Here is a 14,189-nt window from a genome sequence, read left to right on the forward strand (position 1 = left end):
GGATGGCGGAGCGCGTGGTCCTCCTCACCGGCTCGCTGGCGCAGCCGCGCGTCGCCAAGGCGGCGGAGGAGATTGCCGACGCGTTTCTGGAGCCTTTGGTGGTCAATATCGGGGTGAAGGTGGCTGCCCTGATGACAGCGGACATCGTCGAGCGCCGGCTCGTGCTGCCCGAGGGCGCGGATCGGGTGGTGATGCCCGGCCGGTTCCGGGGCGATCTGGACCGGCTCACCTCCAAGTTCGGCGTGCCCTTCCTGCGCGGGCCGGACGAGGCGGCGGACATTCCCGATTTCTTCGGCAAGGGCGGCGGGCCGGCAGATCTGACCCGGCACGACGTCACCATTTTCGCCGAGATCGTGGATGCCACCCGCCTCACCCTCGATGAGGTTCTGGCGCGGGCGCGGGCGCTGACGGCCGACGGGGCCGATGTGATCGACCTCGGCAGCCTGCCGGACCAGGCCTTCCCCCATCTCGAAGCCTTCATCGCCGCCCTGCACGGGGAAGGCATGAAGGTGAGCGTGGATTCCTTCGATCCGCAGGAACTGTCCCGCGCCACCCGTGCCGGCGCCGATTATCTGCTGAGCCTGAACGAGGAGACACTCGCGATCCTCGACGAAGGCCCGGCGGTTCCGGTGCTGGTGCCCGCCAAGCCCGGCGACCTCGAATCGCTCATCCGCGCCATCGAAGCCTGCCGCGCCAAGGGGCGGGACTTTCTCGCCGATCCCATCCTCGACCCTATCCATTTCGGCTTCACCGCTTCCCTGGTGCGCTATGCCGAATTGCGCCGCCGCATGCCGGAGGTGCCGATCCTCATGGGCATCGGCAATCTCACCGAGCTGACCGACGCCGACACCACCGGCATCAATGCCATGCTCATGGGCGTGATTTCCGAGCTGCATATCGGCGCGGTGCTGGCGGTTCAGGTGAGCCCCCATTGCCGCACGGCGGTGCGCGAGTTCGACCGGGCGCGGCGGGAATTCTTCGCCGCCCGCAGGGCCGGTGCCCTGCCCCAAGGGTTCGGCGGTGGGCTGATGGCGCTGCGCGACCGCAAGCCTTTCAGCGCCTCGCCCGAGGAAGTGGAACGGCTTGCGGGCGAGGTGCGCGACCGCAATTTCCGCATCGCCGTCACGGATCAGGGCATCCACGCCTATAATCGGGACGGCCACCATGTGGCTGGTGATCCCTATGGCCTGTTTCCCCATCTCAAGGTGGAGGATGATGGCGCACACGCCTTCTATCTCGGCGTCGAGACGGCGCGAGCTGAGATCGCCTTGATGCTCGGGAAGCGCTATGCCCAGGACGAGGCGCTGAGATGGGGCGTCATCGGCGAGACCGCCGCCAGCGCGGAAGAGGCGCACCGCCTCGCCTTCAAGGAGCGCGGTGCGACGCTTGGCGGTAAGGCCCGGCCGGTCCGGGACGACGAGGCATGATCCGCGAAACCATCCTCACCACCCTGTCGGCGGAAGGCGAACCGCATGTGGCGCCCATGGGGGCGACATTGATCGAAGGTGGCTATCTGCTGCTGCCGTTTCGCCCCTCGCGCACGCTGGACAATCTGCTGGCGCGCCGCGCGGGGGTGATCAATCTCACGGATGAAGCACGGATTTTCGCCGGCTGCGTCACCGGGCGCAAGCGCGATTGGCCGATTGTCCCGGCGGACGTGATTTCCGGCGTGCGGCTGGCGCAGACCCTTGCTTATGAGGAATTCGAGGTGACCGAGGTGGTTGACGATCCCCAGCGCCCGCGCCTCACCTGCCGGGTGGTGCATCGCGCCGCCGCCGGCACCTTTTGCGGCCTCAACCGCGCGGTGGCGGCGGTGGTGGAAGGGGCGGTCCTGGTCTCGCGCCTCGCCTTGCTGGAGGCCGAGAAGGTGGACCGGGACATGGCCTATCTGTCCATCGCGATTGAGAAAACCGGCGGGCCGCAGGAGCGCGAGGCGTGGCAATGGCTGTGCGAGGCGGTGGCCGAGTTTCGTGCCGCGATACCGGGGCGCGAGGCGGCGCGATGACGGCCCTTTCCGCTGCTGCTCCTCCTGTTCCCGGCCTGCTGGCGAGTGTCGCCACCCTTGCCGAGATGGATTGCGCGCTGGCTGGGGGCGCCGATATCGTGGACCTGAAGGACCCCGCGCGCGGCGCCCTTGGGGCTTGGGCGGTCCCCGATCTTCAGGCGGCGATGGTGCGCTGGCAGGCCATGCCGCCGGGTCGCCCGCTCTTGAGCGCCACCGTGGGCGACCATCCACCGATGCCGGAGGTGCTGGCGCAGGCGGTGCGGAGCGTTGGCGCGACCGGGGTGCCGCTGGTGAAGATCGGATTCTTCCCGCAACCCGGCGCCAGCCTGTCCAATTGCCTCGACGCCCTCGCCCCGCTGGCGCGGGAGTATCGGCTGATCGCGGTTCTGTTCGCTGACCGGGCGCCGGATTTTTCCGCTCTGCCGGCGCTGAAAGCCGCCGGCTTTCATGGGGTTATGCTGGATACGGCGGACAAGGGCGCGGGCCGCCTTACCGACCATCTGCCCCTGCCCCGCCTGCGGGATTTCGTGGCGCGGGCCCGCGCGCTCGGCCTTCTCACCGGGCTTGCGGGATCGCTGCGGCTTGGCGATATCGTCGCGCTCAAGGCGCTTTGCCCGGATTATCTCGGCTTTCGCGGCGCGCTCTGCGGCGGGGCGCGGACCGATGCGCTTGATCCCGTAGCCTTGGCGCGGGTGCGACAGGCGATGGATACAGGCCAGCCGGACCGGCGCTCCGGGGCCGGTCTTTCGCAAAATGTTTCACGTGAAACAATAGCTTAGCGCGGACGAACAGCGGTTTACTGGCCCTTCTCCGTGCTTCTCCGGCCGATGGCACCGCCTTTTCGGCCGAATGTTCGGCGCGGATGAATCCGCCGACCCTCAGCCCCGCTCGGGAATATCGCCCGCCGCCCAGCCGGCCTTGGTCTGCGCCCGAAAATCCTCGAACCGCCCGGCGGCGATCGCTTGGCGCATGCCCGCCATCAAATCCTGATAATAATGCAGGTTCGCCCAGGACAGCAGCATGGGGCCCAGCATCTCGCCGCAGCGGATGAGGTGGTGGAGATAGGCGCGCGAATAATCCCGCAGGGCCGGGCAGTCGCTCTCCTCGTCCAGCGGACGGGGATCTTCCGCGTGGCGGGCATTCTTCAGATTGATCTTGCCGAAGCGGGTGAAGGCGAGCGCATGCCGGCCCGAGCGGGTGGGCATGACGCAATCGAACATGTCGATGCCGCGCGCCACCGCCTCCAGCAGATCGTCGGGGGTGCCGACGCCCATGAGATAGCGCGGCTTGGTGGACGGCAAATGCGGCTCCACCGTCTCGATCATGCGCAGCATGACCTCCTGCGGCTCGCCCACCGCGAGGCCGCCGATGGAATAGCCGGGGAAATCCATGTCCGCCAAGGCGCGGGCGGATTCGATGCGCAGGCGCTCGACCGCCCCGCCCTGGACGATGCCGAACAGCGCACGCCCTTTCGGCTGTGCTTCGAACGCGCGCTTGGAGCGCTCCGCCCAGCGCAGGGAGAGGCGCATGGCGCGCTCGGCCTCGGCATCCTCGCACGGCAGGCGCACGCATTCGTCCAGCTGCATCTGGATGTCGGAGCCCAGCAGGCCCTGGATCTCCACCGCTCGTTCCGGCGTCAGCTCGTGGACCTCCCCGTCGATATGGGAGCGGAAGGTGACGCCGTCTTCGCTCAATTTGCGCAAGGCGGAGAGCGACATGACCTGGAAGCCACCGGAATCGGTGAGGATCGGCCGCTCCCAGCGCATGAAATGGTGCAGCCCGCCGAGCCGGGCGATCCGCTCGGCGCCGGGGCGCAGCATGAGGTGATAGGTGTTGCCCAAAAGGATATCGGCGCCGGTGGCGCGCACCTGCTCGGGATAGACCCCCTTCACGGTCGCCGCCGTGCCCACCGGCATGAAGGCGGGCGTGCGGATGTTTCCGCGCGGGGTCGAGATTTCGCCCGTGCGCGCGGCGCCGTCGGTGGCGTGGAGGGCGAAGGAAAAGGCGTCGGTCATGTGTGCGGGCGCTCGGGCAGAAGCAGGCAGGCGTCGCCATAGGAATAGAAGCGATAGCCGGCCGCGATGGCATGGGCATAGGCGCGCTTCTGGAGATCGTGGCCGACCAAGGCGGCCACCAGCATCACCAGGGTTGAGCGCGGCAGATGGAAATTGGTCAGCATCGAGTCCACGGCGCGGAAGGCATAGCCGGGCGTGATGAAGATGTCGGTCTCGCCGCGATAGGCAGACAAGGTCCCGTCGGGCGCCGCCGCGCTCTCGATCAGGCGCGTTGGCGTCGAGCCCACCGTAATGATCCGCCCGCCCTTGGCGCGCACGGCATTCAGGGCGGCGGCGGTGTCTTCGCTCACCTCGCCCCATTCGGCATGCATGCGATGGCCGGAAGTGTCGTCCGCTTTCACCGGCAGGAAGGTGCCCGGCCCCACATGCAGCGTCACCTTATGGAAGCTGGCGCCGGCGGCGCGGATTTCGTCCATCAGCGCGGGGGTGAAATGCAGGCTCGCCGTGGGCGCCGCGACCGAGCCTTCCACCTGCGCGAAGATTGGCTGGTAGTCGGTGCGATCCTGCGCATCCTCCGGACGGCGGGCGGCGATATAAGGCGGCAGGGGCATGTGGCCGACCGCGTCGATGGCGCCATCGAGCGCCGGGCCGGAGAGGTCGAAGGCGAAATCCACCGCGCCGTCCTCGCCTTTGGACAGCACGGTCGCATCCAGCGTGCCGAGGGCGCAGGTCTCGCCCGAGCCGCCGAAGCGCACCCGGTCGCCGGGCGCGAGGCGCTTGGCGGGACGCACGAAGGCGCGCCAGCTTTCGGGCGAAAGCCGCTTCACCAAGGTCGCCTCTATGGGCACAATGGAGCCGCCGGCGCGGGCGCGGGTGCCGTCGAGCCGGGCGGGGATGACCTTGGTGTCATTGATCACCAGCGCATCGCCCGGTCGCAGGAAGCGCGGCAGGTCGGCGATATGAGCGTCTTCCAGCTCGGGCGCATCGCCCGGCCGCACCACCAGCAGGCGTGCGGCGGCGCGCGGCTCGGCGGGGCGGAGCGCGATCAACTCGGGCGGCAGTTCGAAATCAAAGGCGTCTACGCGCATGAAACCCACATGCGCCGCGATCCATGCGGCGGGAGCGCCTTCCTAATTCGGATTGGCCGGAAGGGAAACCATCAAACGGTCGCTCAGAAGATGGCGACGGCGCCCTGCCAGATAGCCCAGCTCATGCCGGCGGTGACGAGGATGCCAAGCACGGTGGCGAAGAAGCCGGCGAGGATCACCCCGCCGTCGCGCTCCACGAGGCCGAGGCCGAAGATGCACACGGCAAAGCCCGGCGGCAAATTGCCGAGGAAGGGAATCGGCAGCAGCAGGATGAAGCCCAGCAGCACCACCACCGAGCCCACCACCCGGCGGGCCGTGGGCCCGGCGAACTGAGCCAGGCGTGGGCGAGACCAGCGCTCGAACCATTCGATGGTCGGGCGCGACCGGGTGACGATGGCATCCAGCATGCTACGCGAGAAGGTCTGGCGGGAGATTCGGTCCGGCAGCCATAATTCCTGCCGGCCCATGGCCATTTGCAGGCCGATGAGGCCGAGCACGATGCCGCAGATGACCGGAATGCCCGGCGGCATGGGAATGCAATTGGGAATGCCGAACAGCAGGAAGGTGATGCCGAAGGCGCGGTTGCGCAGCGCATTGATCAGATCGCCAATGGCGACACGCTCTCCTTCCTGGGCGGCGAGAACGGCGGCGAGCAGCTCAGACGTGCGCGGTGTGCGATGATCCACGGGGGCCTCTGGTCCTTCAGGCCTTCCTCTTAGCACCGGGAAAGCGGCGCTGTCAGGGCATAAGCTGCAATCGCGCCCGCCCGTCGGCCGTGCTCCCGTGGATCGTTCCACCGCGCTCTCGCTCAGCGCCACATGAACATCGCTGCCGCTCAGTGCAGCAGGAACATCCCGCTGACGGTGCGCAGCTCCGCGGGCTTGATCAATTGCTGGTGGGTCACTTCCACCGAATGCAGCTTGCCGTCCAGGTCGCGTTCCCAGAATGCGAGGAATTTCATCAATTCGGGAAATTTCGGGCACAAATCATATTGCTGCCAGATGAAGCTCTGCAAGAACGCCGGGTGATCCGGCATGCGATAGAGAATGTGGGCGGTGGCCAGGCCGTAGCCGGCCATCTGTTTGGCAAAACCCTCGCAAACCATATTCGACACCTCCGTGCGGTGCCCCAATCGATCATGGGCCAAAGGATTGTCGGCTCGCAACCTTGCGCGAGCCAGACTAAAATTTGGTATATGAGTTCAAATTCAAGGCGTTAGCAGCGAAGGCGGGAGACTGCTGACAGGGATGACGGAGATATGGCGGTTTCCATGGACGTCGCGCAGGGGCAGCGGTAACATTTCACGCTCGCGTGGGACAAAAACAATGCCGCGCCCTTTTGCGGTGTGCTTCAGCGCTTCGATCCTGGCCGGCTTTGTCGCATTCATCTGCCTCACGGCCTGTTCGCCGGCGCACGCCCAGTCGGCGGCGAGCCCTTCCGGGCTGGAGCCGGTGCGGATCCAGCTGAAATGGTCCCATCAATTCCAGTTCGCCGGCTTCTACGCCGCTGTTGCGAAGGGCTTCTACCGGGACGCGGGCCTGGACGTGTCATTGATCGAGGGTGGCCCCGCCATCGATCCCGTCGCCGCGGTGCTGTCCGGGGCGGCCGCGTTCGGGGTCGGCAATTCCTCGCTGATCGTGGACCGCGCCAAAGGGCGCCCGTTGGTGGCACTGGCCGCGATCTTCCAGCACTCGCCGTTTGTGGTGCTGGCGCGGCGCGGCGACGGCATCAACGGGCCAGCCGACCTGCGCGGCAGGAAGGTGATGATCGAGGAGCACTCCGCCGAGGTGCTCGCCTATCTGCATGCGCTCGGCCTGTGGCCGAACAAGCTCCAGCTCCTGCCGTACGGCGGCGATCCGCTGGTGCTGGCGCAAGGCGATATCGCCGCCATCAATGCCTACACCTCCACCGAGCCGTTCACCCTGCTGCGCCACGACGTGCCCTACCAGACGTTCAACCCGCGCGAGCTGGGAATCGATTTCTACGGCGACACCCTGTTCACCACCTCGGGCATCGCCGGGGACCGGCCGGAGCTTGCGCGGGCGGTGCGCGATGCCTCCCTGCGGGGCTGGCAATATGCGCTCGACCATCAGCAGGAGATCATCGAACTGATCCTGCGCGATTATGCACCGGGCTTCGAGCGCCGCCGGCTGGAATTCGAGGCCGACGCCATGCGCCCGCTGATCATCGCCGACGTGGTGGACCTCGGCTATCAGAGCGAAGCGCGCTGGCGCCGGATCGCCGACCAGTTCGCCGACGCGGGCATGATGCCGGAGCATTTCCCCCTCGCCGGCTTCATCTTCGAGGCCCCGAGGCCGAGCCTGCGCTGGCTCTATCTCTCGCTCACAGCGGCGACGGCGCTGGTGCTGGTGGCGGCGTTCCTCGCCCAGCGCTTCTACCGGCTGAACCGCCAGCTGCTGCGCGAGATGGAGCTGAGCCGGCGCCTGGAAAGCCGCCTCTCCAAGCTCGCCACCACCGACGACCTGACGCAGGCGCTGAACCGCCGGCGGTTTCTGGAACTGGCGGGCGAAGCCTTCGCCCGCGCCCGCGCCGACGCGACGGCGCTGAGCGTCGCGGTCATGGACCTGGATGATTTCAAGCACATCAATGACAGCCACGGCCATGCCGCGGGCGACGAGGTGCTTCAGTGCGTTGCCCACGCCGTGGCCGACATGATCGGCACGAATGCGGTGTTCGCCCGCACCGGCGGGGAAGAATTCGCCCTGCTGTTCGCCGGGCGCACCCCGGAGGCGGCAGCGACCAGCTGCGAGCAAATCCGCGCCCGCATCTCGGAGCTGCGCGTCTCCTCCCGCTGCGCGGATGTGATCAGCCTCACCATCAGCGTCGGTATCGCCGCGATGCGCACGGAGGACGAGACGTTCGATGCCATGCTGGCGCGCGCCGACGCGGCGCTCTACATGGCCAAGAAGGACGGGCGCAACCGGGTGCGCGCGCATCCTGAACCAGCGCCATGCTGAGTGCGGCAGGCCAGTCTGATCCTGGCCGGTAGCACTCACCATCGAAGAGTGCTAATAATCCGCGCGTCTGCCCTTGCGAGGGGATGGAGCCCCTCCTAGATCAGGCTGGGCCGCGGCCGTGATGCCGCGCCCGTGAAAAAGATCAAACATTGAACCGGAGGTTCCCGATGGGTTTCCGCCCTTTACATGACCGCGTGGTCGTGAAGCGCATTGAAGCGGAGCAGAAGACTGCTGGCGGCATCATTATCCCCGACACCGCCAAGGAAAAGCCCCAGGAGGGCGAGGTGGTTTCCGTGGGCCCTGGCGCGCGTGACGAAAGCGGCACCATTGTCGCCCTCGACGTGAAGGCCGGCGATCGCGTGCTGTTCGGCAAGTGGTCCGGCTCCGAGGTGAAGATCGACGGCCAGGACCTGCTCATCATGAAGGAAAGCGACATTCTCGGCGTGATCGCCTGAGCATTCGCCTTTCCCTCCACGTTCCTCGAAATTCAGGAGACGGCACATGGCTGCCAAAGAAGTAAAATTCTCCGTTGATGCGCGCGATCGCTTGCTGCGCGGCGTCGACATTCTCGCCAACGCCGTGAAGGTCACCCTCGGTCCCAAGGGCCGCAACGTGGTGATCGAGAAGTCCTATGGCGCCCCGCGCATCACCAAGGACGGCGTGACCGTCGCCAAGGAAATCGAGCTCGAAGACAAGTTCGAGAACCTCGGCGCCCAGCTGCTGCGCGAAGTCGCCTCCAAGACCAATGACCTGGCCGGCGACGGCACCACCACCGCCACGGTGCTCGCCCAGGCGATCGTCCGCGAAGGTGCCAAGTCGGTTGCCGCCGGCATGAACCCGATGGATCTGAAGCGCGGCATCGACCTCGCGGTCGCCGCCATCGTCAAGGATCTGGCCGCCAATTCCAAGAAGGTGACCTCGAACGCCGAGATCGCCCAGGTCGGCACCATCTCCGCCAATGGCGACGCCGAAGTCGGCAAGTTCCTGGCCGAGGCCATGGAGCGGGTTGGCAACGAAGGCGTGATCACCGTCGAGGAAGCCAAGACCGCCGAGAGCGAGCTCGACGTCGTCGAAGGCATGCAGTTCGACCGCGGTTATCTCTCGCCCTATTTCGTCACCAATGCCGAGAAGATGCGCGTTGAGTTCGAGGATCCCTATATCCTCATCAACGAGAAGAAGCTCTCGGGCCTCCAGGAATTGCTGCCGGTTCTCGAAGCCGTCGTGCAGTCCGGCAAGCCGCTCGTGATCATCGCGGAAGACGTGGAAGGCGAAGCCCTCGCCACCCTCGTCGTGAACAAGCTGCGCGGCGGCCTCAAGGTCGCGGCCGTCAAGGCTCCCGGCTTCGGCGATCGCCGTAAGGCCATGCTGCAGGATATCGCTATCCTCACCGGCGGCCAGGCGATCTCGGAAGACCTCGGCATCAAGCTCGACAGCGTCGATCTTTCCATGCTCGGCCGCGCCAAGAAGGTCGTGATCGAGAAGGAAAACACCACGATCGTGGACGGCGCCGGCGAGAAGGCCGACATCGAAGCCCGCGTGGCGCAGATCAAGGCGCAGATCGAGGAGACCACCTCGGACTACGACCGTGAGAAGCTCCAGGAGCGTCTGGCGAAGCTCGCCGGTGGCGTCGCCGTCATCCGCGTTGGCGGCTCCACGGAAGTGGAAGTGAAGGAAAAGAAGGATCGCGTCGACGACGCCCTGCACGCCACCCGCGCTGCGGTGGAAGAAGGCATCGTTCCCGGCGGCGGCGTGGCGCTGCTGCGCTCCATCGCGGTGCTGGCTGGCATCACGGTCGAGAATCCCGACCAGAAGACTGGCATCGAGATCGTGCGCCGCGCGATCCAGACCCCGGCCCGCCAGATCGTCCAGAATGCGGGCGACGATGGTTCGGTCGTGGTCGGCAAGATCCTGGAAAACCCGGAATATTCTTTCGGCTACAACGCCCAGACCGGCGAATATGTCGACATGGTGAAGGCCGGCATCATCGACCCCACCAAGGTCGTGCGCACCGCCCTGCAGGATGCCGCCTCGGTGGCTTCGCTGCTCATCACCACGGAAGCGCTGATCGCCGAAGTGCCCAAGAAGGGCGGGGCCGCCATGCCCCAGATGCCCGGCGGCGGCATGGATTACTGATCGCTTTCCAGCGGTTGGATCACGGAAAGGGCGCGGCGCAAGCTGCGCCCTTTTTCGTTGCGAAGGGTGCTGTTGCGCCCGTGTCTTCAGAAAAAGCTTTAAGCGCGGGGGGCGGCCCGCACGGCCCGGCCGAAAACGCCACCTATTCAACGCGTTAGAGGGCGGATCGACATTCAGTGACGTGGGGCCTCTGAGTGCGCGCCCTTTCTCTATGTCTTTCGGTCATCGCCCCTTCGTTCGTCATGGCCGGGCTCGTCCCGGCCATCCACGCGGCGCCGATTGCACGAGGCTTGCAAAGCTGGCGCCTGCGTTACCGCGTGGATGCGCGGGACAAGCCCGTGCATGACGATGCTCTGCTACAATCGCGCCGAACCCTGAATGGCGATCGGTCCTACGCCTCGCGCACGGCCTTGAGGAATTGCGGGCCGTAGCGCTCCAGCTTGGCCTCGCCGACGCCGGACACATCGCCGAGCCCGGCCAGCGAGCGCGGGCGGGCGCGGGCGATTTCCATCAGCGTCGTGTCGTGGAAGATCACATAAGGCGGCACGCCCTGCGCGCGCGCCAGCTCCAGGCGCAGCGCGCGCAATTTCTGGTACAGCGCCTCGTCGTGCGGATCGGAGAGCGCGGCCTTCGGCGCCCGCGCCCCGCCGGTGACCCGCGCCGCGCGGGTGCGCGCCTCCACCTTCAGCTCGATGCGCCGTTCCCCGCGCAGCACCGGGCGGCAGGCGGCGGACAAAGACAGGCCGCCATGCCCCTCCACATCCACCTGCAACAGGCCGAGCGCCACCACCTGGCGGACGATGGCGCGCCATTCGTCCCGCGAGGTTTCCTTGCCGATGCCGAACGTGCTCAGCGCCTCGTGGCGGAATTTGGTGATCTTCTCCGTGGTCGCGCCCACGAGCACGTCGATCACATGGCCGGCGCCGAAGCGCTCGCCGGTGCGATAGACGCAGGAGAGCAGCTTCTGCACCGCCTGGGTGCCGTCATAGGTGCGCACCGGCTCCAGGCAGGTATCGCAATTGCCGCACGGCTCGTCGCGCTGCTCCTCGAAATAGGACAGCAGCACCTGGCGCCGGCAATTGGCGGTCTCGCACAGGCCGAGCAGGGCATCGAGCTTCTGCCGCTCCACGCGCTTGCGGGCTTCGGGCGCGTCCGAGGCTTCCACGAACTGGATCAGCTTCGCCACATCCTCGACGCCGTAGAGCAGCAGCGCTTCGGAGGGCAGGCCGTCGCGGCCGGCGCGGCCGGTCTCCTGATAATAAGCTTCGATGCTCTTCGGCAGGTCGAGATGCACCACGAACCGCACGTCCGGCTTGTCGATGCCCATGCCGAAGGCGACGGTGGCCACCATCACGATGCCGTCTTCCTTCAGGAAGCGGTCCTGGTGGCGGGCGCGGGTCTCCGCATCGAGGCCGGCGTGATAGGGCAGCGCCATGCGCCCTTCGTCCATCAGCGCCTGGGCGGTGGCCTCCACCTTGGCGCGGCTCATGCAATAGATGATGCCGGCTTCGCCCGCGTGCTCGTCCAGCAGCGCGCGCAGCTGGGCCTTGGGATTGGACTTGGCGGCGATGCGATAGCGGATGTTCGGCCGATCGAAGCTTGAGAGGAAGACGCGCCCCTCCTCCAGCCCCAGCCGCTCGACGATCTCGCGCCGGGTCGGCCCGTCGGCGGTGGCGGTGAGCGCCACGCGCGGTATGCCCGGGAAGCGCTCGTGCAGCAGGGTGAGTTGGCGATATTCCGGGCGGAAATCGTGCCCCCATTGGGACACGCAATGCGCCTCGTCGATGGCGAAGAGCGCGATCCGCGCGCCCTGGAGCAAGGTGAGGAAACTGTCGGTCAAAAGGCGCTCGGGCGCCACATAGAGCAAATCGAGTTCGCCCAAAGCGAGCGCCCGTTCCACTTGCCGCGCCTCGCCGGGCGGCAGAGAGGAATTCAGCGCCGCCGCGCGCACCCCGAGCTGGCGCAGCGCCTGCACCTGGTCGTGCATCAAGGCGATGAGCGGGGAAATGACGATGCCTGTGCCGGGCCGCACCAGGGCCGGCACCTGGTAGCACAGCGACTTGCCGCCGCCAGTCGGCATGAGGACGAGCGCATCGCCGCCCGCGCAGACATGCGCGACGATCTCCGCCTGCGGCCCGCGAAACGCCTCATATCCGAAGACATGACGCAGGATCTCTCGCGGGTCCTTGGACGAAGCCGGAACCTTCAGCGACTCAAGCGGCAGGGCGGCGGACATGGCCCTTTATAGCGCGGGCGGGCGCGCCGGCAACGCGGCGCCGTGCCCGCCCGCCCCGTCCCGCTTCAGCGCCAGCGCCTCACAGCTCGAAGCTGCCGCCGCTGGCGGGAACGATCACCTTGGTGGAATGGCCTTCCAGCGCCGCGACGAAGCGGCGGGCATCCTTCACCAGCGGGGGGAACGAGCCGTAATGGCACGGCACCACGTTTTCCACATTCAGGAAGCGCTTCACCGCCAGCGCCGCCGTATCCGGCCCCATGGTGAACCGGTCGCCGATGGGCACGAAGGCGACCTTCGGCTTGTGAATCTCGCTCAGCAGCGCCATGTCGGAAAAAATATCCGTATCGCCGAGGTGCCACACCGTCGGCTCGCCGTGCGCCTTGACGATCAGCCCGGTGGGATTGCCGAGATAGGTCGGATGCGCGCCGCCGCCGCCCGAGGAATGATCCGCGCGCACCATGGAAACGGTGAAGCCGCCGAGATCGATGGTGCCGCCGGTGTTCATCATCTCGAACTTGGTCAGGCCCTGGCCGCCGAGGAAGGCGGAAATCTCAGGATTGCAGACCACCGGAATGGCGCGCCGCGCCGCTTCGGCTTCCTTCACGATCTCCACCGTATCGCCGATGTGATCGCCATGCCCGTGGGTCAGCAGAATGTGGGTGACACCGTGCACCGCATTGCGCCGCCCGGCGGAAAACGACGGGTTGCCGGTGAAGAAGGGGTCGATGAGCACGGCCTTGTCCGCGAAATCCAGGCGGAAGGCGGCATGTCCGAACCATGTGATCTTCATGAAATGGCCTTCGAAAGTCGATCCGCAGGCGGATGGGCGCGGCGCCCGCCGCCGTGGGGAAAGGAGGGTCCGGCCCCGGGCTTTCGCGCTGGACGCATCATTTGCGCCGGCAACCGCCCTGGGGCTACCGAAAGAGTATCGCGAAAGCCGTTCCCCGGCGCAACGCACAAGGCATGCGGCTCGCGCATGTGTGGCGAGGCCGTGTCCCCCATGCTAGCCAGAGGCATGACCAAGGATCCGCCCGCCGTCCCCGCCCCTGTTGCCGCCCGCGTGCTGCCGCTTGTCGATCTTGCCGGCCTCCTGCCGCCGCGCGGCGCGCTGATCGGGCTCGACCTTGGCACCAAGACCATCGGCGTCGCCAGCTGCGATCCCGACCGGCGCCTCGCGACCGTGGTAGAAACCGTGTGGCGCACCAAATTCACCGCCGATGCCGCGCGCCTGCTCATCCTTGCGAAGGAGCGCAACGCCGTCGCCTTCATCCTCGGCCTGCCGCTCAACATGGACGGCAGCGAAGGCCCGCGCGCCCAGGCGAGCCGCACCTTCGCGCGCAATTTCGCGCGCATCAGCGAACGGCCCATCGGCCTGTGGGACGAGCGCCTCTCCACCGCCGCCGTCGAGCGCGCGCTGATCGCGGCGGACGCGAGCCGCGCCAAGCGCGCCCAGGTGATCGACCAGCACGCCGCCGCCTTCATCCTCCAGGGCGCACTGGATTTCCTCGGCCGCATCGCCGACGAAAACGCACCCGACGAAGAGCTGCCGGATTAGGCCGGATCGACGTTCAATGCAGGGGCCATTCGAAAGCGGATGCCCGCCCTTTTCCTGCGTCTTTCGCTCGTCCCCCCTCGGTCGCCCCCCTCGTTCGTCATGGCCGGGCTCGTCCCGGCCATCCACGCGGCGCCGACTGCACGATCCTTGAAAAGCCGGCGCCAGCGGGGCCGCGTGGA

13 protein-coding genes are annotated in these 14,189 nt (G+C 67.1%); 7 read left to right on the forward strand and 6 right to left on the reverse strand.

The genetic code is table 11. From position 1 onward, the window contains the following. Positions 1-2 precede the first annotated feature (2 nt). Genes V5G24_RS12205 through V5G24_RS12215 form a run of 3 tightly spaced genes read left to right on the forward strand, consistent with a single transcriptional unit; the run spans position 3 to position 2,784 of the window. Positions 3-1,427, forward strand: coding sequence for a DUF6513 domain-containing protein (locus V5G24_RS12205; RefSeq protein WP_394082336.1), 1,425 nt, complete (start codon positions 3-5; stop codon positions 1,425-1,427). After that, positions 1,424-2,005, forward strand: a complete 582-nt coding sequence (locus tag V5G24_RS12210) for a DUF447 domain-containing protein (RefSeq protein ID WP_394082335.1) — start codon at positions 1,424-1,426, stop codon at positions 2,003-2,005. The genes V5G24_RS12205 and V5G24_RS12210 overlap by 4 nt, the downstream gene beginning before the upstream one ends. Next, positions 2,002-2,784, forward strand: coding sequence for a (5-formylfuran-3-yl)methyl phosphate synthase (locus tag V5G24_RS12215; protein WP_394082333.1), 783 nt, complete (start codon positions 2,002-2,004; stop codon positions 2,782-2,784). The genes V5G24_RS12210 and V5G24_RS12215 overlap by 4 nt, the downstream gene beginning before the upstream one ends. A gap of 99 nt (positions 2,785-2,883) precedes the next feature. On the opposite strand, the gene tgt is transcribed toward V5G24_RS12215, so the two are convergent. From tgt to V5G24_RS12235, 4 genes are all read right to left on the reverse strand, one after another. Next, positions 2,884-4,020: a tRNA guanosine(34) transglycosylase Tgt gene (gene tgt / locus V5G24_RS12220; RefSeq protein ID WP_394082331.1), complete on the reverse strand. Its 1,137-nt coding sequence runs from the start codon at positions 4,018-4,020 to the stop codon at positions 2,884-2,886. After that, positions 4,017-5,108 (reverse strand): tRNA preQ1(34) S-adenosylmethionine ribosyltransferase-isomerase QueA, encoded by a 1,092-nt coding sequence (gene queA, locus V5G24_RS12225; RefSeq protein WP_394082329.1) that lies wholly within the window; start codon positions 5,106-5,108, stop codon positions 4,017-4,019. Before queA ends, tgt begins: the two co-directional genes overlap by 4 nt. An 83-nt stretch (positions 5,109-5,191) precedes the next feature. Further along, the gene (locus V5G24_RS12230; protein WP_394082327.1) at positions 5,192-5,794 is read right to left on the reverse strand and encodes an exopolysaccharide biosynthesis protein; all 603 of its coding nucleotides are present in this window, start codon (positions 5,792-5,794) and stop codon (positions 5,192-5,194) included. 149 nt (positions 5,795-5,943) lie between these two features. Next, positions 5,944-6,213 carry an usg protein gene (locus V5G24_RS12235; RefSeq protein WP_394082325.1) on the reverse strand — a complete coding sequence of 90 codons (270 nt, stop codon included), beginning with the start codon at positions 6,211-6,213 and terminating at the stop codon, positions 5,944-5,946. Positions 6,214-6,433: 220 nt separating this feature from the next. Between V5G24_RS12235 and V5G24_RS12240 the strand changes: the two genes are divergently transcribed. The 3 genes from V5G24_RS12240 to groL all read left to right on the forward strand — a co-directional run bounded on the left by V5G24_RS12240 (position 6,434) and on the right by groL (position 10,219). After that, positions 6,434-8,086 (forward strand): ABC transporter substrate-binding protein, encoded by a 1,653-nt coding sequence (locus tag V5G24_RS12240; RefSeq protein ID WP_394082323.1) that lies wholly within the window; start codon positions 6,434-6,436, stop codon positions 8,084-8,086. A 167-nt stretch (positions 8,087-8,253) separates the two neighbouring features. Next, complete coding sequence (gene groES / locus V5G24_RS12245; protein ID WP_394082321.1) at positions 8,254-8,541, forward strand: co-chaperone GroES; 288 nt, start codon at positions 8,254-8,256, stop codon at positions 8,539-8,541. A gap of 46 nt (positions 8,542-8,587) precedes the next feature. Beyond that, positions 8,588-10,219 carry a chaperonin GroEL gene (groL, locus tag V5G24_RS12250; protein WP_394082319.1) on the forward strand — a complete coding sequence of 544 codons (1,632 nt, stop codon included), beginning with the start codon at positions 8,588-8,590 and terminating at the stop codon, positions 10,217-10,219. 391 nt (positions 10,220-10,610) lie between these two features. Here the strand turns inward: groL and recQ are convergent, their stop codons facing one another. Then, entirely contained in the window at positions 10,611-12,455 is a 1,845-nt protein-coding gene (gene recQ, locus V5G24_RS12255; RefSeq protein WP_394082317.1) for a DNA helicase RecQ, read from the reverse strand. Positions 12,456-12,534: 79 nt separating this feature from the next. Then, positions 12,535-13,245 carry a metal-dependent hydrolase gene (locus V5G24_RS12260; protein ID WP_394082315.1) on the reverse strand — a complete coding sequence of 237 codons (711 nt, stop codon included), beginning with the start codon at positions 13,243-13,245 and terminating at the stop codon, positions 12,535-12,537. Positions 13,246-13,470: 225 nt separating this feature from the next. Between V5G24_RS12260 and ruvX the strand changes: the two genes are divergently transcribed. Beyond that, positions 13,471-14,010: a Holliday junction resolvase RuvX gene (gene ruvX, locus V5G24_RS12265; RefSeq protein WP_394082313.1), complete on the forward strand. Its 540-nt coding sequence runs from the start codon at positions 13,471-13,473 to the stop codon at positions 14,008-14,010. Positions 14,011-14,189 lie beyond the last annotated feature (179 nt).

It is taken from the genome of Roseixanthobacter finlandensis, from assembly GCF_043195105.2.
GTDB lineage: Bacteria > Pseudomonadota > Alphaproteobacteria > Rhizobiales > Xanthobacteraceae > NCEH01.